Source organism: Faecalibacterium prausnitzii (assembly GCF_003287495.1).
GTDB lineage: Bacteria > Bacillota > Clostridia > Oscillospirales > Ruminococcaceae > Faecalibacterium > Faecalibacterium prausnitzii_I.
This window is the reverse complement of the sequence record NZ_PRLE01000001.1, coordinates 234,144-252,715: the sequence shown is the minus strand read 5'-3', so window position 1 is coordinate 252,715 and position 18,572 is coordinate 234,144. Positions and strand designations below refer to the sequence as shown.

General features: G+C 57.6%; 17 protein-coding genes and 1 tRNA gene. 15 read left to right on the top strand and 3 right to left on the bottom strand.

Annotation, left to right across the window (positions count from 1 at the left end):
- The first annotated feature begins 9 nt into the window (after positions 1–9).
- The 10 genes from C4N22_RS01240 (at position 10) to C4N22_RS01195 (ending at position 11,498) form a co-directional block, all read left to right on the top strand.
- Positions 10–1,458: a Gldg family protein gene (locus C4N22_RS01240; RefSeq protein ID WP_112147698.1), complete on the top strand. Its 1,449-nt coding sequence runs from the start codon at positions 10–12 to the stop codon at positions 1,456–1,458.
- A gap of 13 nt (positions 1,459–1,471) precedes the next feature.
- Positions 1,472–2,485, top strand: coding sequence for a DUF4340 domain-containing protein (locus C4N22_RS01235; protein WP_112147697.1), 1,014 nt, complete (start codon positions 1,472–1,474; stop codon positions 2,483–2,485).
- A gap of 257 nt (positions 2,486–2,742) precedes the next feature.
- On the top strand, positions 2,743–3,789 hold the full coding sequence (gene potA / locus C4N22_RS01230; protein ID WP_022257097.1) for a spermidine/putrescine ABC transporter ATP-binding protein: 1,047 nt from the start codon (positions 2,743–2,745) through the stop codon (positions 3,787–3,789).
- Positions 3,790–3,799: 10 nt separating this feature from the next.
- Complete coding sequence (locus C4N22_RS01225; RefSeq protein ID WP_112114987.1) at positions 3,800–4,615, top strand: ABC transporter permease; 816 nt, start codon at positions 3,800–3,802, stop codon at positions 4,613–4,615.
- Positions 4,615–5,463: an ABC transporter permease gene (locus tag C4N22_RS01220; RefSeq protein WP_112147694.1), complete on the top strand. Its 849-nt coding sequence runs from the start codon at positions 4,615–4,617 to the stop codon at positions 5,461–5,463. Before C4N22_RS01225 ends, C4N22_RS01220 begins: the two co-directional genes overlap by 1 nt.
- A gap of 5 nt (positions 5,464–5,468) precedes the next feature.
- A complete protein-coding gene (locus C4N22_RS01215; protein WP_112148005.1) occupies positions 5,469–6,701 on the top strand; it encodes an ABC transporter substrate-binding protein in 1,233 nt (410 codons plus the stop codon).
- An 80-nt stretch (positions 6,702–6,781) separates the two neighbouring features.
- Positions 6,782–7,516, top strand: a complete 735-nt coding sequence (locus tag C4N22_RS01210; RefSeq protein ID WP_112147693.1) for an acyl-[acyl-carrier-protein] thioesterase — start codon at positions 6,782–6,784, stop codon at positions 7,514–7,516.
- Between the two features lie 515 nt (positions 7,517–8,031).
- Positions 8,032–9,546, top strand: coding sequence for an IMP dehydrogenase (locus C4N22_RS01205; protein WP_112147691.1), 1,515 nt, complete (start codon positions 8,032–8,034; stop codon positions 9,544–9,546).
- A gap of 279 nt (positions 9,547–9,825) precedes the next feature.
- Positions 9,826–11,343, top strand: coding sequence for a nicotinate phosphoribosyltransferase (locus C4N22_RS01200; protein WP_112147690.1), 1,518 nt, complete (start codon positions 9,826–9,828; stop codon positions 11,341–11,343).
- A 71-nt stretch (positions 11,344–11,414) separates the two neighbouring features.
- A tRNA-Leu gene (locus tag C4N22_RS01195) sits at positions 11,415–11,498 on the top strand.
- A 49-nt stretch (positions 11,499–11,547) separates the two neighbouring features.
- Here C4N22_RS01195 and C4N22_RS01190 read toward each other — a convergent pair.
- Together C4N22_RS01190 and C4N22_RS01185 are read right to left on the bottom strand one after the other, a co-directional pair.
- A complete protein-coding gene (locus tag C4N22_RS01190) occupies positions 11,548–12,399 on the bottom strand; it encodes a tRNA 2-thiocytidine biosynthesis TtcA family protein (protein WP_112147689.1) in 852 nt (283 codons plus the stop codon).
- 33 nt (positions 12,400–12,432) lie between these two features.
- Positions 12,433–13,560, bottom strand: coding sequence for a cysteine desulfurase family protein (locus C4N22_RS01185; protein WP_112147687.1), 1,128 nt, complete (start codon positions 13,558–13,560; stop codon positions 12,433–12,435).
- A 387-nt stretch (positions 13,561–13,947) separates the two neighbouring features.
- Between C4N22_RS01185 and C4N22_RS01180 the strand changes: the two genes are divergently transcribed.
- The 5 genes from C4N22_RS01180 to C4N22_RS01160 all read left to right on the top strand — a co-directional run bounded on the left by C4N22_RS01180 (position 13,948) and on the right by C4N22_RS01160 (position 17,873).
- The gene (locus C4N22_RS01180; RefSeq protein WP_112147685.1) at positions 13,948–15,309 is read left to right on the top strand and encodes a uracil-xanthine permease family protein; all 1,362 of its coding nucleotides are present in this window, start codon (positions 13,948–13,950) and stop codon (positions 15,307–15,309) included.
- 232 nt (positions 15,310–15,541) lie between these two features.
- Positions 15,542–16,093: an NADH peroxidase gene (locus C4N22_RS01175; protein WP_005926148.1), complete on the top strand. Its 552-nt coding sequence runs from the start codon at positions 15,542–15,544 to the stop codon at positions 16,091–16,093.
- A 126-nt stretch (positions 16,094–16,219) separates the two neighbouring features.
- On the top strand, positions 16,220–16,975 hold the full coding sequence (locus tag C4N22_RS01170; RefSeq protein WP_112147683.1) for a heparan-alpha-glucosaminide N-acetyltransferase: 756 nt from the start codon (positions 16,220–16,222) through the stop codon (positions 16,973–16,975).
- 179 nt (positions 16,976–17,154) lie between these two features.
- Positions 17,155–17,577, top strand: coding sequence for a flavodoxin (locus tag C4N22_RS01165; RefSeq protein WP_022257107.1), 423 nt, complete (start codon positions 17,155–17,157; stop codon positions 17,575–17,577).
- 137 nt (positions 17,578–17,714) lie between these two features.
- Entirely contained in the window at positions 17,715–17,873 is a 159-nt protein-coding gene (locus tag C4N22_RS01160; RefSeq protein ID WP_022257108.1) for a DUF1540 domain-containing protein, read from the top strand.
- Positions 17,874–17,954: 81 nt separating this feature from the next.
- On the opposite strand, the gene C4N22_RS01155 is transcribed toward C4N22_RS01160, so the two are convergent.
- Positions 17,955–18,569, bottom strand: coding sequence for an HAD family hydrolase (locus tag C4N22_RS01155; RefSeq protein ID WP_112114827.1), 615 nt, complete (start codon positions 18,567–18,569; stop codon positions 17,955–17,957).
- Between the last annotated feature and the right edge of the window lie 3 nt (positions 18,570–18,572).

Here is an 18,572-nt window from a genome sequence, read left to right as displayed (position 1 = left end):
GAAAACGGTATGAAATTGAATTGGAACAAGCGGAAGAAAAGCGAAGCAGCCAGTAAAATCTTCCGCAGCGGAGTCTATTCCGCAGCGGTCACGGCGCTGGTGTTGGTGCTGGTCATTCTGCTCAACCTCATTGTCCGGGCCATCCCGTCCCGGTATACGGAGTGGGACCTCTCGGAGGCGGGGCTCTACACCCTGAGCGACAACTCCATTGAGGTGGTCAAAAATCTGACCCAGGACGTTAAAATTTATTATCTGGCGGAGACGGGCAACGAGGATGTCATTATCTCCAAGCTGCTGGATCACTACGCGGCGGAAAGCAGCCACCTGAGCTGGGAGCTGAAAGACCCGGCCCTCTACCCGACCTTTGCCACCCAGTATGGGGCCACAGATGTGACCAATGGGAGCCTCATTCTGGTCTGCGGCGAAAACAGCACGGTGCTGGATGCCGCGGACCTCTACGAAGAAGACTACAGCAACTATTCCCTCACAGGTACTTCCAGCGTGACCTTTGACGGGGAAAACAAGATCACTTCGGCCATCTACCGTCTGACCAGCGGGGAAGAACATCACGCCTACTACACCACCAACCACGGGGAGCAGACGCTGACGGATACCCTGACCAGTGCACTGGAAAACCAGAACCTGACTCTCACCGGGCTGGATATGCTCTCGGACAGCATCCCGGAAGACTGTGACCTGCTCGTCATCAACAACCCCGTGCAGGATTTTGCTTCCGCCGGGGCACTGGTGGACGAGATGAGCGACCTGCGCGGCTACCTGAGCCGGGGCGGCAAACTGCTGATCACCACGGACAGCTACAACCGCACCCCCAATCTGGATGCCCTGCTGGCAGAGTTTGGCCTTTCCCGCACGGAGGGTCTGGTGGTGGAGGGGGACAGCAGTCATTCTATGAACGGCTACCCCACCTATCTGCTGCCGGATTACGCCTCTGCGGTGGAGAGCGGCGTGCTGGACAACGTGGACAAAAACCGTGGTGTCCTGCTTCAGATGGCCCAGGGCATCGCCCTGACCGAGACAAAAGACGTGATCTCGGAAGCCCTGCTGACCACCTCCGCTGAGGCCTACAGCAAGACGGCGGGCTATGAGATGACGACCCTTACGCAGGAGGACGGCGACCCGGACGGCCCGTTTACGCTGGCGGCCTACGCCCGCAATGAGAACACCGAAGCGGAAGTCATCTGGATCGACTGCGGCAATATGGATAACGAGGGCATCTATCAAGTGCTGCCCGGCAACGTGACATTCCTGCAGGCCTGCGCCACCGCGCTGGCCTTTGAGGAGAGCACGACCCTCATCGAATCCAAGGCACTGGAGGCAGCCCCGCTGGAAGTGTCCAACTCCACCTCTGTGGCGCTGGGCCTGACCTTTGTCATCGTTCTGCCCGCTGCGGTGCTGGCGGCAGGTGCCGTTGTGGTCCTGCTGCGCCGCCGCAAGTAAGGGGGCAGAGCAGATGCAGTACCTGAAAAAGAAACCGGAAACCGCCGTTTTGCTGCTGTTGCTGGGCCTTGTGGTGCTGGCGGGCATCGCACTGGCCGTGCTGACGGCATCCAACCGGAAAGCCGAACAGGCTGCCAGTGAAGCAGCCGACGGCAGCATCCCGGTGCTGGCCATCCCGTCGGATACCGTCCGGAAGATCCAAATGGAAGCGCGGAGCGGAACCCTGACGCTGGCGTATGCCGATGGAAGCTGGTCTCTGGCGGAAGACCCGGACTACCATCTGGATGAATCCTCCTGCAACGCCATGCTGACCGCCGTTTCGGCGCTGAACGCCAAACGTGAGTTGCAGGAAGCAGCCGGGGAGGACTACGGCTTCTCCGCTCCGCAGGCCACCGTGACCATCACCACGGACAGCGGCGAGGAAACACTGGTATTCGGAGCCCGGAATGCCGTCACGGGGGATGTCTACCTGCAAAAGGCAGGGGAGAGCGCTGTGTATACGGTGGCGTCCTCCAAGCTGAACTGCTTTTTGAAAGACAAAGCTGCCCTTTTTGGCGTGTTCAGTCCGGCGGGGCTCACCAGCTCGGCCATCGAGGCAGTCTCCTATACGCTGGCCGATGGAGAGACGGTCTCCCTGAAAGCCATGTCGGAGCCGGTGGAGAGTGCAGGCAGCGGCACAAGCGAGGCGGCCTCGGACAGCACCGCCTATCAGACGGTCTGGCGGCTGGAAAATGACCCCACGGTAGACCTCGACACGGACAAAACGGATGCCATCCTCACGGCGCTCAGCAGTTATGTCAGCGGGCAGATTACCCCTGCGGATGGTGCCGACCCGGCCGCGGCCGGGTTTGACACCCCGCTGGTGACCGTGCAGGTGACCATGGCGGAAAAGACCGTCACCCTGCGCTACGCCAGCGGCATGGACGGCTATTACCTGATGGTGGAGGGGGATGGTTCCCTCTATACCGTGGACCAGAGCACGGTGCAGGCGCTTCTGCTGCCGGAAAACGCATGGAAATCGGAATAAAATCACGCAGCGTGCGCCACACCAAAATTCCGGTGCGGCGCATGTTTTTTTGTTGCGGGATGCAAAGTTTCGGCAAACATCGGCAGAGTGATTGACATTTTGGCAAGGATTGATTAAGATAGACGGGACAGGGCAGAATAACTGCGCAATATTACGGTTGTCATGGATGTTGTGCGGGGCTGGGTCACCCTGGTACGAGGGATGGGGTCAATACCCTGTCTTTTTTCGTATCTGAGTTTAAGGAGGATAAAGGAATTATGGACAACTCGGTGATCGTTTCACTGCGAGACATCGTGGTGGAATTTGATGGTCAGCGCATTCTGGATGGGCTGAACCTCGACATCCATGACAAAGAGTTTGTGACGCTGCTGGGCTCTTCCGGCTGCGGCAAAACCACCACTCTGCGCCTCATTGCAGGTTTTCTGGAGCCCAATGCGGGCCAGGTCCTGCTCAAAGGCGAGGACATCACGGGCGTGCCGCCCTACAAGCGCCCGGTGAACACGGTGTTCCAGAAATACGCCCTTTTCCCGCACCTGAACGTGTTTGAGAATGTGGCCTTTGGCCTGCGGCTGAAAAAGATGGACGAAGAGACCATCCGCCGCAAGGTGCGCGATATGCTGGAGGTCGTGGGCCTGAAAGGCTTTGAGCGCCGCAGCATCAGCCAGATGTCCGGCGGCCAGCAGCAGCGCGTGGCCATCGCCCGCAGTCTGGTCAACGAGCCGGAGATCCTGCTGCTGGACGAGCCTCTGGGCGCGCTGGACCTCAAGCTGCGCAAAGAGATGCAGCTGGAGCTGAAGCGTTTGCAGCGCGAGATGAACATTACCTTTATCTATGTCACTCACGACCAGGAAGAGGCCCTGACCATGTCGGATACCGTCGTGGTCATGAACGGCGGCAAGGTGCAGCAGATCGGCACCCCGGAGGATATTTACAACGAGCCCAAGAACGCCTTTGTGGCGGACTTCATCGGCGACTCCAACATTGTGGACGGCGTGATGCACAAGGACTTCCTCGTCTCGTTCTCGGGTGTGGATTTCCCCTGCGTGGACCGCGGCTTTGCCCGGGAACAGAGCGTGCAGGTGGTCGTGCGCCCGGAGGATATCGAGGTGGTCTCCCCGATGGAGGGCCAGCTGACCGGTGTGGTCAACGATGTGATCTTCAAGGGCGTCCACTTTGAAATGCATGTGGACTGCGAGGGCCGCGAGTGGCTCATCCACTCCACCCGTGCCTGCACGCCGGGCGAGACCATCGGGATGCGGATCGGCCCCAACGAGATCCACATCATGGCACGGTCCGAGGGGTGATGCGGCCATGATGAAGATTTACGATAAAAAGCTGGCGTACCCGTACTTTGTATGGATGACACTGTTTACCGTGGTGCCGCTGTTCATCGTGGGGTACTACGCCCTGACGGACAGCGAGGGCCATTTTACACTGGACAATCTGGTGTCCATCAGCGGCTACAGCTCGGTGTTTGCCCGCAGCCTGCTGCTGGCGCTGATCGCTACGGTCATCTGCCTGGTCATTGCGTTCCCGGTGGGCTACTTCCTCTCCCGCCTGCGGGTGAACAAGCAGCACATCATGTTGATGCTGGTCATGCTGCCCATGTGGATGAACTTCCTGCTCCGTACCTATGCCTGGATGGGCCTGCTGAGTGTCAATGGCCCCGTCAACGCGGTGCTGGGCCTGTTTGGCCTGGGACCCTATACCATGCTGAATACCTCCGGCGCGGTGGTGCTGGGCATGGTGTACAACTATGTGCCCTATATGATCCTGCCGCTGTATACCAGCATGACCAAGATCGACCAGAGCCTGGTGGAGGCGGCCCAGGACCTGGGCGCTTCCACCACCAAGACCCTTGTGCGGGTGCTCATCCCCATGAGCGTGCCCGGCATCAGCACGGGCATCACCATGGTGTTTGTCCCGGCGGTGTCCACATTCGTCATCAGCCGGATGCTGGGCGGCGGCTCCAACCTGCTCATCGGCGACCTGATCGAGATGCAGTTCCTGGGCAACAGCTACAACCTCAACGTCGGCTCGGCCATGAGCCTGGTGCTGATGATCATTGTCCTGCTCTGCATGAGCTTTACCTCGAGCTTTGACGAGGATGAGATGGAGGGTGTGTCCTGATGAAAACGAAACATCTGCGTCTGATGCAGCGCGCCTACGTCATCCTGTTCTTCTGCTTCATGTATCTGCCCATCGCCTATATGATCGTGTTCAGCTTCAACCAGAGCAAGGGCTACGCGCTGTTTACGGGCTTTACCTTTAAATGGTACGCCAGTCTGTTCCATAACTCCGCCATCCTGCACGCCCTCTGGGTGTCCATTGAGGTGGCCCTGATCTCGGCGGTCATTGCCACGGTGCTGGGCACGGCAGCCTCTCTGGGGATTGCCTCCATGGGCCGCAAAAGCCGCCTGGTGGTGACGAACATCACCTATATCCCGGTGGTCAACCCGGAGATCATCACCGGCATCTCGCTCATGCTGCTGTTTGTGGCATACCAGCGCTTTACCGAAGGGGTGGACTTCCTGCCCGATACCATCATGGGTCTGCCCACGCTGCTCATCGCGCACATTGCGTTCAACGTGCCGTACGTCATCTTCAACGTGACGCCCAAGCTCAAGCAGCTGGATCTCCGGCTGTATGAGGCAGCGCTGGATCTGGGCTGCGACCCAAAGCAGGCATTCTTCAAGGTCATCCTGCCCGAGATCAGCCCGGCGATCCTGTCGGCGTTCCTCATCTGCCTGACCTATTCCATTGATGATTTCATGATCTCCTACTTCAACTGCGGCACCGTGGAGACCCTGCCCATTGCCATCTACTCCATGACCCGTAAAAAGGTCAGCCCGGAGATCTATGCGCTGTCCACCATCATGTTTGTGGTCATCCTGGGCATCATCCTCCTCTCCAACGCCATGGAGAGCCGTGAGTATCGCAAGGATCAGAGAGCGCTGAGAGGGGGCGACGCCGTATGAAACTGCTGAAACGCCTGAGCGTGCTGGCCCTGACGGCTGCCCTGACCCTCAGCATGGCGGCGCCGGCCATGGCTGCTGGTTCCATTGAGGTGACAGAGGACGTTTCCGTCTCCGATGATTACGACTGGACCCGCTTCAAGGGCCAGAACATGACCCTGAACGTCTACAACTGGGGTGAGTATATCTCCAATGGCTCGGACGACAGCGAGGATGTGGTGTCTGATTTTGAAAAGCTGACGGGCATCAAAGTCAATTACACCACGTTCGATTCCAACGAGTCGATGTATGCCAAGCTGAAATCCGGCGCAGCCAATTATGACGTCATCGTGCCCTCGGACTATATGGCGGCCAAGATGATCGCGGAGGGGATGCTGATGCCCCTTAATTACGACAACATCCCCAATTTCCAGAATATCGACGAGGTGTACCGCAACGCGGATTACGACCCGGAAAACGCCTACACCGTACCCTACATGCTCTGCACCACGGGCATCATCTACAACACCACCATGGTGGACAAAGCCCCCACCAGCTGGGCCGACCTGTGGGACCCCCAGTATGCGGGCAATATCCTGATGTTCAACAATAGCCGCGATGCCTATGCCATTGCCGCGTTCAAAGCAGGGAAGAGCATCAACCCGGACTCCACCGAAGAAGTGGATGAAGTGGTGGAAGAACTCAAGGCTCAGAAGCCCCTGGTGCAGGCCTACGTCATGGACGAGATCTTTGATAAGATGATCGGCGGCGAGGCAGCCATCGGTGTCTATTATTCCGGCGACGCCATCACCATGATCGACGACAACCCGGATCTGGCCTGGGTCTTCCCGGAGGAGGGCAGCGTGCTTTCCGTGGACAGCATGTGCATCCCCGCGACCAGCGAGCACAAGGAAGCGGCTGAAATGTTCATCAACTTCATGTGCGAACCGGATATTGGCAAGGCAAACGCGGAGTATATTGGGTATACTACCCCTATGGAGTCCGTGCGCGAGATCCTGGACGAAGATCTGGCGGACAGCGAGATCGCGTTCCCGCCGGAAGAGGTCGAGGCCAAGGAGAAAGTCTTCACTGCCCTCAGCGACGAAGTCAACAATGAGCTGGACGTCAAGTGGAGCGAGATGAAGAGCTACAACGAGGGCGGCAGCGGCTATCTGTTCCTGCTGCTGCTCACGGCGATGGTGGCACTGGCCTGCTTCAATATCTGGCGCAAGGTCCGCCGCCGCAGCCGAAACATGTACTGATTCAAAGACCCCTATTTTTACAGGCTGCGCTGCAAAAAGCGCAGCCTGTTTTCGGGTTTTGCAAAGAGAAAGGAAAACCAATGGAACGCAGAGAATATTCAGAGACGATGACCGCGCTGGATGGTGACAGCGATTTCCGCCGCCAGCTCAAGCCCAGCGCCCTGCTGCGGTATGTGGAGCAGGTCTCCGCCGACCATGCCCGGGCTTACGGTATGGACCGCCAGTTCTTCACGGAGCATCACAGTGCCTTTCTGGTGGCAAAAACGGCAGTGCAGATCACCCGGCGTCCCATGCGGGCGGAAAAATTCACCCTGACCACGGCCTGTGAGGTGTTCAAAAAAGGTTCCATGAAGCGCCTGACCATCCTGAACGACACGGAGGGAAACCGTCTGGCGCTGGTGGATTGCCGCTGGATGCTGGTGGATACGGACACGGAGCGCATCCAGCGAGCCCCCGGCTGGGAGACCGAGGGCTTCCAGAACGAAGAACTGCCCGAGGAGCTGCCTCAACTGGTGCACAAGAGCAAGGACTTGCAGCCCGCGGGGGAGTGGGTAGCCCATTACGCCCTGTGCGATCTGAACGGCCACATCAACAACGCGCTCTATCTGGACATTGCCTGCGACGCCATCCCGCTGGAAGTGTGGCGGACGCGGGAGCTGAAATTTTTCTCCATCAAGTATCACCGCGAGGTGCCGATGGGGGAGAAGATGGCGGTCTTTTATGCCCCGGTGGAGCAGGGCTGGTATGTGGTGGGCCGCAGGGAAGAGCACGCCGCTTTTGAGTGCTACCTGGAATTTGAGGCACCGGAAGCATAAACCGGGACTGATTACAAAAAAATAAAAAAGAAATTACAGAAAAATTACAAAAAGCTCTTGCAAAATCCGACGCAAAGAGTTACAATATAGTTACAGAAAGGAATGCGACGCCTTTCTGGTTCATGAAATCTTTTTCTTCTTGTTTTTAAAGAGATACCGGGTGTCGGGCGCTTCCTCCTCCGGCTGTTCTCCTTCACAGCTGACAGTCCCCCGCACCGCACAGGCGGTATCTCGCTTCGTGTGCAAAAAAGCTCATCCTGAAACAGGGATGAGCTTTTTTGCACCCTGAATTTAAGAGATCGGCCAGCATTTCCAAAATAAAGTGTGACTTTGCGGCAAATTCTCTATACAAAATGTCTGTTTTTCTCTGGCTTGGTTTTATAAAGTTTGTTTTGTATTTGCCGGGCTTTTGTGATATGATATAGACAATCATTTTGAGCATGTTACAAGCTTTGTAAGTGAAAAGGATTTGTTGTCCTGACGGGCTGCAATGAGAGAAAAAGGAGATTTAGAATATGGCTTATTTTTATGAAGAACCTTCCCGCACCTTTGGCGAGTACCTGCTGGTGCCGGGCTATTCCTCCGCAGAAAACGTTCCTACGGCTGTCAGCCTGAAGACCCCGCTGGTCAAGTACCGCAAGGGCGAGGAGAAGTGCCCGCTGGAAATGAATATCCCCATGATCAGCGCCATCATGCAGTCTGTCTCCGGCGATAAGCTGGCCATTGCACTGGCACGCCAGGGCGGTGTTTCGTTTATTTACGGCTCTCAGAGCATTGAGAACGAGGCTGCCATGGTCCGCCGCGTCAAGAGCTACAAGGCTGGTTATGTCGTCTCCGACTCCAACCTGGCTCCCACTGCCACCCTGCACGACGTGCTGGAGCTGAAAGCCCGCACCGGCCACTCCACCATCGCCATCACCGCCGACGGCACCCCCAACGGCAAGCTGCTGGGCATTGTGGCTTCTCGTGATTACCGCGTCAACCACACCCCCGATGACGCCTCCGTCACCACGTTCATGACCCCCATCGAGAAGCTGGTCACTGCTCCGGAGAACACCTCTCTGCACGACTGCAACAACATCATCTGGGATAACAAGATCAACACCCTGCCGCTGGTGGACGCTGAGGGCAACCTGGTGTATATGGTCTTCCGCAAGGACTACGATTCCCACAAGAAGAACGCCAACGAGCTGCTGGATGCCAACAAGAGCTATGTGGTCGGCGCTGGCATCAACACCCGCGATTATGCCGAGCGCGTGCCCGCACTGGTCGAGGCCGGTGTGGACGTCCTCTGCATCGACTCCTCCGAGGGCTACTCCGAGTGGCAGAGCCGCACCATCGGCTGGATCCGTGAGCACTACGGCGACACCGTGAAAGTCGGTGCAGGCAATGTCGTGGACGCCGAGGGCTTCCGCTTCCTGGCCAAGGCCGGCGCGGACTTTGTCAAGATCGGCATTGGCGGCGGCTCCATCTGCATCACCCGCGAGACCAAGGGCATTGGCCGCGGCCAGGCCACTGCTGTCATCGAGGTCGCCAAGGCCCGTGACGAGTACTTCAAGGAGACCGGCATCTATGTGCCCATCTGCTCCGATGGCGGCATCGTCCACGATTATCACATCACCCTGGCTCTGGCTATGGGCGCGGACTTCGTCATGCTGGGCCGCTACTTTGCCCGTTTCGACGAGAGCCCCACGAACAAGGTCCGCATCAACGGCCAGTATATGAAAGAGTACTGGGGCGAGGGTTCCAACCGTGCCCGCAACTGGCAGCGCTATGACCTGGGCGGCTCCACCAAGCTGAGCTTTGAAGAGGGCGTGGACAGCTATGTTCCGTATGCCGGCCCGCTGGCTGACGGTGTCCAGACCACCCTGTACAAGGTCAAGAGCACCATGTGCAACTGCGGTGCCCTCTCCATCCCCGAGCTGCAGCAGAAAGCCAAGCTGACCGTCGTTTCCTCCACCTCCATCGTGGAGGGCGGCAGCCATGACGTTATGCTGAAGAACGCCACCCCCAGCATCATCAACGGCTGATAAAATTTGAAAGACGCAAAGCTGCCCGGCACACTGCCGCCGGGCAGCTTTTTTGTATCTTCTGGCTGTGACAGCAAAAAGATTTTACCGAACCACAGTCCCTTTTTTACAAAAGGCCTTGCACCGGGCCAAAAACCATGCTATAGTGTTACCAACACCCTGTCATGACAGGGCAGATCACACGCCCGGCCAGCCCTCTGCGCGGCGTCCCGGGAAGTTTTTCAGGCGGTAGGACCGCGCGGTATCCTGCCGGATGGAGAAAAAAGAGAGGAAACCCCCATGGAAGAGATCAAAGTTGTTCCGTACATTCCGGACGAAGATTATGATAACCCCGCAATGGTCGTGGATTTTTATGAGTTCACGATGGCCAATTGCCTGTTTTTGAACGGCTTCAAGGATACTACCCTCGTGTTCGATATGTTCTTCCGCAAGAACCCGGACAATATGGGCTATTCCATCAGCGCCGGCCAGCGCAAGCTGACCCGCTTCCTGCTCAACTATCACTTCAATGAGCAGGACATCCAGTGGCTGCGCACCAAGGGTATGAGCGAGGAATTCTGCAATTACCTGCGCACCTACCGCTGGAAAGGCGATATGTACGCCCTGCCGGAGGGCACGGTCTGCTACCCCCATGTCCAGATGGTCCGCATTGAGTGCGACCTGGTGGGTGCCATCCTCATTGAGACTTACCTGCTGCAGACCATGAACTTCCACAGCCTCATCACCACCAAGGCCACTCGCGTGGTGGGCCTGAACACTCACACCCCCCGCAGCGTGATGGAATTCGGCACCCGCCGTGCACAGGGCGAGAGCGCCGGCAACGATGGCGCTTATGCGGCGGTTCTGGGCGGCTGCATTGGCACGGCCAACTGTCTGGCCGAGATGAAGTATGGTTCGGATGTCAAGGCCGTGGGCACCGTGGCACACAGCTTCATCGAGTTCTTCCCGACGGAGTTTGACGCGTTCAAGGCTTTTGCGGATACCTACCCGGATTCTGTCAGCCTGCTGCTGGATACCTACAACATTATGGAGAGCGGTCTGCCCAACCTCATCAAGCTGGACGACTACCTCATTGAGAAATATCCCAATGACCCCAACCGCCGTGTCAAGAGCGCCCGCATCGATTCCGGCGACCTGGCCCGCGGCTCCAAGCGGCTGCGCAAGGCGCTGGACGCAGCTGGCAAGCCCTATATCAAGCTGGTAGCTTCCAACGGTCTGGATGAGAAAAAGATCGCCAACATGGAGCTGTATGAGCACGCCCACTTTGATTCTTACGGCGTGGGCGAAAACCTGATCACCTCGGCTTCCGACCCCGTGTTCGGCGGCGTGTACAAGCTGGTGGCCGTCAAGCAGGCGGATGGCAGCTATCAGCCCAAGATGAAGTGCTCTGATTCCGCCAGTAAGGCCATCATCCCCGGCAAGAAGATGCCCTGGCGACTCTACGATGAGAACGGCCAGGCACAGTGCGACCTGATCGCCATGGATGGCGAGGTCATTGAGGCCGGCAAGCCCGTGACGATGGTCAACCTGGACCCGGATGCCATCGAGCGCACCATCACCATCACCCCCACCAGGGTCAAACAGCTGCTGGTGCCCCATATCCTGAACGGCGAGCTGGCCATTGAGCTGCCCTCCATCGCGGAGAAGAAAGCTTACATTGCCCAGCAGCTCACCGAGGAGACCTGGGAAACCGAGCTGCGCATCGAGTGCCCCCACAAGCACTATGTCAACATGACCCCGGCTGTGGCGGAGTGTCGCTCCCGCATGTACGCGGAGCTGCACGGCGGCAAAGTCTAAGAGCAGTTCTTGACAAAGAACGGTTTCTATTGTATTATAAGAGCTGTCGTAAATCGGCAGCTCTTTTCTGTGCCACTGTGGTGAAATTGGCAGACACGAGGGACTTAAAATCCCTTTCTGGAAACAGAGTGCGGGTTCAAGCCCCGCCGGTGGCATGAAAAAATCCCTCTCAGCATTGCTGAGGGGGATTTTTCATTGCCATGATTATTGTTCCATCGCATGGAACCGTTCCAGGAAGCTGTGCTCCACGCCCTCGGATTTGTAGCCGGGCATGGTATCCAGCGCCACGGCGTGGATGCTGCGGAAGATGCTGTTTTCAATGTTGGGGTTGTCGCGCTTGAGGCGGCGGAGCAGGATCTTGACCTCCTGCCGCTTGGAGCCGCCGCCACCGTTGTCGCACATGGTGCAGTTCTCGGTAAAGCGGCAGGCGCACTGGATGAATTCCAGGTCATTGTAGCGCTTCCAGGCTAGAATATCTTCTTCCCGGATGCAGTACATCGGGCGGATCAGGGTCATGCCGGGAAAACTGGTGCTGTGGAGCATGGGGGGCATGGCCTGCAGCTGGGAACCGTAGAACATGCTCATGACGGTCGTCTCGATCACGTCATTGAAGTGGTGGCCCAGCGCAATTTTATTGCAGCCCAGCTCCTTGGCCTTGCTGTACAGGTGGCCCCGGCGCATCCGGGCGCAGAGGTAGCAGGGGTTTTTATCGGTGTTGTTTGCCACCGAGAAAATGTTGCTCTCAAAGATGGTCACCGGAATGTGGAGCAGCTCGGCGTTGGACTCGATCTTCTGGCGGTTGATCTCGTTGTAGCCGGGGTCCATTACCAGGAAAACCAGCTCAAAGGGGACATCGCTGTGCTTCTGCAGCTCCTGCATCAGCTTGGCCATCAGCATGGAGTCCTTGCCGCCCGAGATGCAGACGGCGATCTTATCATTTGCCTGGATGAGCTCATAGCGCTTGACGGCGACAATGAACGGGGTCCAGAGCTCTTTGCGGTATTTTTTGATGATGCTTCGTTCGATCAGCTGGTAAGGTTCCAGTTCGCGTTTCATGGGTACAAATTCCTCTCTTTTTCTGGGGCTGTTTTATTTGGTTTCTATCAGTCCGCGGTAGCAGCGGTCAAAGGCGGCCAGAAAGCCGCGCAGGTCTTCTTCGGTGGTTCGATGGCTCAGGCTGACCCGCCAGGAGGACAGGGCGTTGCGGCGGTCCCGGCTGACGGCAAAGACCGCGCGGGAGGGGAGCCCGTCTGACGAGCAGGCGGATTTGACCGAGACGCAGACGCCCTCTTCATTGAGCTCCCGCTGGAAGACCGTGCCCTTGACGTCCTGCACGCTCAGGTTCAGGATGTGGGGGATGGCGTTCTCCGGGCTGTTGATGCGGACTTTGGGATACTTGGCCAGCTCGGTGCGGAGGAATGCATTGGCCTTTTGGACGGCCTCGGCGTGCTCCGGCAGCTGCTCCACGGCCAGCTCCAGTGCCAGCGCCAGCGAGGAGGCCAGAGCCACCGTCGGGGTGCCGCTGCGGTAGATGGTGGTGCTCTCTCCGCCGTGGATGAGAGGCTCCAGCGCCAGATTCCGCCGTTTGAGCAGCAGGCCGATGCCGTTGAGACCATAGAATTTGTGGGCTGTCAGGCTCATGGTGTCCACGCCCTCAAACGAGACCGGAATTTTGCCCACGGCTTGGGTGGCGTCCACATGCAGGTGGCAGTGAGGGTACTCTTTCAGGATCTCGGCAATCTCCTGCACTGGCTGCACCACGCCCAGCTCACTGTCCACCATCGTGACCGCCACGACAATGGTGTCCGGGCGAATCAGCTCTTTGAGATGGTCCAGGTCAATGGTGCCATCCCGCTTGATGTCTACCAGGTCGATCTCATAACCCTGCTCCTGCAGAGCGGTCAGGGTGCCGCTGACAGACGAGTGCTCCAGCGGGGTAGAGATGATATGCTTGCCCACATGGCGGGAGAGCCGGGCCAGCCCCTTGAGGGCAAAGTTGTTGGACTCGCTGGCACCGGAGGTGTAGATGATCTCGGCAGGCTGTACCCGCAGCAGCCGGGCAATGGTCTGGGTGGCGTGGTCGATCTCGGCCTTGGCGTCCAACCCGGCCTGATGGTGCGAGTTCGCGTTGCCAGGGCAGCGGCGCTCCACCGCGCAAAACCGCGCCAGCACCCGCTCATCTGCCGGGGTGTTGGCGGAATAATCCAGATATATCATAATAATCCTCTATCAATAAACTGTTTTATCGCAATTTTCATAAATAGTGCCGATCAAAACGGCATATTTGCGAGATGCAGTTTGCGGATGTTGCTTGTGCGTTAAAAACGCAAACTGCTATAATAGGTAACATTATAGTGCGCGGCTGCCCTGATTGCAAGATGCAGAGCACAAAATACGGAAAACGGTTGCAGGAACCGCGGGTTTCTGGTATACTTTACAAGGTAAAACACGAAAGGGGAGAGCGGTATGCGAGATTCGATGTTCCGAAGCAAGGGTGCTGCTGTTTCCGTTCCATCTTACATTTCATCCTGATTTCAGAGGCATTGCCGCTTTTGCGCGGCGGTGCCTTTTTTTCAGGGGTGGGTTTCTTAAAGGAGGAAAACCATGCAGCAAAACATCGATTATTCCAAGGGCATTTATGATGCCCGTCAGCTGGGCACGGGCCGGATGCTGATTCTGGGCATCCAGCACATGTTTGCCATGTTTGGTGCCACCGTTCTGGTGCCCCTGCTCACGGGCCTGAGCGTTTCCACCACTCTGCTCTGCGCAGGTCTGGGCACTCTGCTGTTCCACTTCATCACCAAAAAGAAAGTGCCCGCGTTCCTGGGTTCTTCGTTCGCCTATCTGGGCGGCTTCTCCATTGTGGCACCCATGCTGGCGGATGCAGACGGCAACCTGACCGTGGCCAACACCCGGATGCTGCCTTATGCCTGCGCAGGCGTGGCGTTCTCCGGCCTGCTCTATCTGGTCGTCAGCCTGCTCATCTCCACCTTTGGCATCCGCCGCATTATGCGGTTCTTCCCGCCGGTGGTCACGGGCCCCATCATCATTGCCATCGGCCTGATCCTGGCTCCCTCGGCCATCAACAACTGCCAGGCCAACTGGCTGCTGGCCTTTGTGGCACTGGGCACGGTCATTGTCTGCAACATCTGGGGCAAGGGCATGATCAAAATTCTGCCCATCCTCATTGGTGTGCTGGTGTCCTATGCCGTTGCGCTGGTGACGGGTGCCGTCGATTTTGCCCGCATTGCCGAGGCAAGCTGGTTCGGCATCCCGCTGCATCAGTCTGCCATGGGTCTGTTTGCCATCGACGGCAGCCCCGAGTTTATCAGCGCGCTGTTTACCATCATCCCCATCGCACTGGCTACCATGATGGAGCATGTGGGCGATATCGCCGCCATCAGCGCCACCGTCGGCCACAACTATATCAATGACCCCGGCCTGAACCGGACGCTGATGGGCGACGGTCTGGCAACCGCTCTGGCTGGCCTGCTGGGCGGCCCGGCCAACACCACCTACGGCGAGAACACGGGCGTTCTGGCACTGAGCAAAATCTACGATCCTCTCGTCATCCGCATCGCCGCCGTGCTGGCCATCATCCTGAGCTTCAGCCCCAAGTTTGAGGCCGTCATCAACACCATCCCCACCGGCATCATCGGCGGCATCAGCTTTGTGCTGTACGGCATGATCTCTGCCATTGGTGTCCGCAACGTGGTGGAGAATCAGGTGGACTTCACCAACAGCCGCAACCTCATCATTGCGGCCGTCATCCTCGTTTCGGCACTGGGCTTCAACTCGGTGGGCGGCCTGACCTTTGCCGTTGCAGGCGTTTCCATCAACCTGTCCGGCCTGGCCATTGCTGCCATCGTGGGCATTGCGCTCAACGCCATCCTGCCCGGCAACGACTATGAGTTCGACTCCGCCGACGGCTCCGACGCACCCTCCAGCGCCAACCTGCAGGTCTGAGTTTCGGATCGCTTCAAATAGAGTATCGGGCAAAGTGCCCATCTTTCTGGCAAGGTTTTTAGTGACCTTGCCAGATTTTTGCAAATAGGAATAATTCTCAAAATTATCCTTGACTAACTAGGAATCATTCGCTATAATAGAGCCATCAGGAGGGCCGGTGAGTACCAACACCGGAGCTCCTGCTCTCACAAAATTTTGTAACGTAAATTGAGAATGATGGAGGTCTATTCTTATGAAAAAATATGTTTGCACCGTTTGTGGTTATATTGCTGAGGGCGAGATCCCCGCTCAGTGCCCCGTCTGCAAGGCTCCCGCTTCCGCTTTTGTGGAGAAGACTGGCAATACCTATGTGACCGAGCATGTGGTCGGCATCGGCAAGGCTGAGGGTGTTCCTCAGGAGATCGTGGATGGCCTGCGCGCAAACTTTGAGGGCGAGTGCAGCGAGGTTGGCATGTACCTGGCCATGGCTCGTGTGGCAGAGCGTGAGGGCTACCCCGAGATCGCCGAGGCTTACAAGCGCTATGCTTACGAGGAGGCAGATCATGCATCCCGTTTTGCAGAGCTGCTGGGCGAGGTCGTTACTGACAGCACCAAGAAGAACCTGATGATGCGCGCTGAGGCCGAGTGCGGTGCCTGCGCCGGCAAGATGGATCTGGCCAAGAAAGCAAAGGCTCTGAACCTGGATGCCATCCACGACACCGTGCATGAGATGGCCAAGGACGAGGCCCGCCATGGCCGCGGCTTCGAGGGCCTGCTGAAGCGTTACTTCAACACCGAGGTCTGATTTTTCCCCAGTTATTTGATAAGCTGCCGCGTGGCTTTGGCTGCGCGGCAGCTTTTTGTTTCTTGACAAGATCTTGCGCGGGGGAATACAATAGCAGGGCGATGGAAAGAAAAGGGGAGAGGGAAAATGAATCCGTCAAAAGTATCTGCAAACCGTTACGCCCTGCTGGATGAGCTGCGAGGTCTCGACCTCATCAGCATGATGTGCTACCACGGCCTGTGGGATGTGGTCTTCCTTTTTGGGGTGCAGCTACCATGGTATACCGGGATGCCCGGCCATCTGTGGCAGCAGAGCATCTGCTGGGTGTTCATCCTGCTGTCCGGTTTCTGCCTGCCCATGGGACATCACCCGTACAAGCGCGGTGCACTGGTCTTTGGGGCCGGGGCACTGGTCACGGTGGTGACGGTGCTTTTCATGCCGGAGGATGTCGTTCTGTTTGGGGTGCTCACGCTGCTGGGCTCGGCCATGGTGATCACTGCGCTGCTGGAAAAGGCACTGCGTAAAATTCCGCCTGCCGTGGGCGCTGTGGTCAGCGCTGCGCTGTTCGGGCTGACCTACCATGCCCAGCTGGGGTATCTCGGTTTTGGCGCTGGCTGGGTGCTGCTGCCGCGTTTTTTATACCAGAATCTCTTTACCGCCTACCTCGGGTTTTACCCGGAGGGGTTCTTCTCCACCGATTACTTCCCGCTGGTGCCCTGGCTGTTTCTGTTCTGGGTAGGCTTCTTCCTGCACCACCTGGTAGGGCGGGAGCGGATGGAGCCGCTGCGCCGTTCCATCTGCCCAGCGCTGGGGTGGCTGGGGAGGCACTCGCTGGTGGTGTATCTGCTGCATCAGCCGGTGCTGTATGGAGTGCTCAATTTTGGGTTCTATTTGCTGCGGTAAGTTAACACAAACTATTTTGCAAAAATGCCTTGACAGAGGCCATTGGCTGTGGTATCCTATCCGTGGTTAGAGAAACCTAACCAAACAGAATGCGTCGTGAGATGTTTGCGGCGCATTTTCAACCACGCTTAAGTTAGAGAATACTAACTAAATACATCAAAAAAGAGAGGCTGACCATTATGAGCAAAGTAGCAATCGTATTCTGGAGCGCAACCGGCAACACGGAGACCATGGCAAACTGCATCGCTGAGGGCGCAGGCGCCGCCGCCACCATCGTTCCCTGCGCGGACATGACCCCCGCAAAGCTGGGTGAGTTTGATGTGGTTGCCTTTGGCTGCCCCGCTATGGGTGCTGAGCAGCTGGAGGAGAGCGAGTTCGAGCCCATGTTCGCAGGGCTGGAGGGCTCTCTGAACGGCAAGAAAGTCGCGCTGTTCGGCTCTTACGGCTGGGGCGATGGCCAGTGGATGCGCGACTGGTGCGAGCGTGCGAAGGAGGATGGCGCTGTCCTGTTCAGCGAGGAGGGCCTCATCTGCAACGAGACTCCCGATGACGACGCACAGGCTGCCTGCCGCAAGCTGGGTGCAGATCTGGCTGCATGGTAAGCCGCTGCTCCTGAAACAGAAGCTTTTTACAGAGGGCTGGGAGAAACTCCCGGCCCTCTGTTTTTGCCGCGGGCAAAAATTGTGTATAATCTCTCCCAAAGCGGGGTATCCTAAGGGCACAAAGAGAGGTGATAACAATGGAAAACACAGGTGTTACCTGCGATGTCTGCGAGTGCCGCCACAATGTGGAAGCCTGCAAGTGTGACCTGCCGCAGATCAAGGTGACGGAACACTGCACCTGCTCCAGCCAGCAGGTGGATACCCCGCACTACTGCCAGAACTACGAGAAAAAGTAACTTCACCCGCACAAAAAATCCCCGCCGGGCCTTTCTCACAAAGGCCCGGCGGGGATTTTGCTGATACGAAGCGGTGAGAGGTTACCGCACCACGACGTTGCAGGTGGCCAGGCTGCGCACCAGCGTGCCGACACTGTCTTTCATCCGGATGCCGACAAAGCCGAGTTCAAAGGCGGCCTGCACGTTATCCTGGCGGTCGTCGATGAAAACACTCTCGCTGGCCTTGAGGCCGTATTTGTCCAGCAGTGCCTGATAAATGCGGGGGTCCGGCTTGTTGACGTGGACTTCACAGGAGGCGACACCACCGTCAAACAGGCCCTGAAAATCCCGCTCCATCAGCAGGGCCAGGACATCCTCCGGGATGTTGCTCAGGTAGTAGACGCAGTAGCCGTGGGCTTTCAGCTTCTGCACCAGCTCCTGCATTTTGCGGCGGGGGCGCAGAATGTGCATCCAGTCGTCCAGCACGCCCTGCACCTCAAATACACAATCGTGCTCCTTGGCGCGGGTCAGCATCCGCTGGTTGGCCTCGTAACGGGAGAGCAGGCCGGCATCCAGCAGCTTCCACTCCTCGCTCTCAAAGGTCAGCTGGCTGACCAGCTCTTCCGTCTCGGCGTTGCAAAAGCGGTCCACAAGGTATTCCTTGGGGTCAAAATCGACCATGACGCCGCCAAAATCAAAGATGATATTTTTATACATTCC